The 539-nt window shown below is 49.9% G+C and carries 1 protein-coding gene; it reads left to right on the top strand.

What is annotated here, in order from left to right; translation table 11 throughout:
* Positions 1 to 539, top strand: a 539-nt coding sequence (locus ACTHUR_RS17505; RefSeq protein WP_440399990.1) for a VENN motif pre-toxin domain-containing protein, incomplete at both ends; no start/stop codon positions are given.

Genomic DNA, 539 nt, shown 5'->3' with positions numbered 1-539 from the left:
GCAGATAATTGGCAACAAGGCAAAGTCATTCTCAACATGTTAGCCTCAGGCTTAGCTGCGCCGACCCAAAGCGGAGCAGGCATCGCTGCGGCTACCGCATCGCCGGCCGTATCGTATGCGATTGGACAGCACTTTAAAGATTTAGCCGGTCAAAACGCGAATGGCAAACTAACCGCCAGTCAAGAAACCGCTCACGTTCTTGCTCACGCGGTATTAGGAGCAGCGGTTGCAGCAGCAGGGGACAATAACGCCCTAGCAGGAGCATTGAGTGCAGGTGGAGCGGAAGCAGCTGCGCCTTACATCAGCAAATGGTTATACGGCAAAGAAAAAGGAAGCGACTTAACGGTGGAAGAGAAAGAAACTGTAACAGCGATTACAAACTTATTGAGTACGGCAACGGGTGCGGCAGTGGGCAACAGTGCAACAGATGGAGTGCAAGGCAGCCTGAATGCGAATAGTGCGGTGGAGAATAATTATATTTCTTTCCCAAACAAAAATGACGCAATGCAATTTATTAATATCATCGCACCCTCTACTCC

It is taken from the genome of Neisseria sp. P0021.S007 (genome assembly GCF_051956855.1).
Note: the sequence above shows the minus strand (reverse complement) of the source record. Positions and strands in the feature narration are given on the sequence as shown.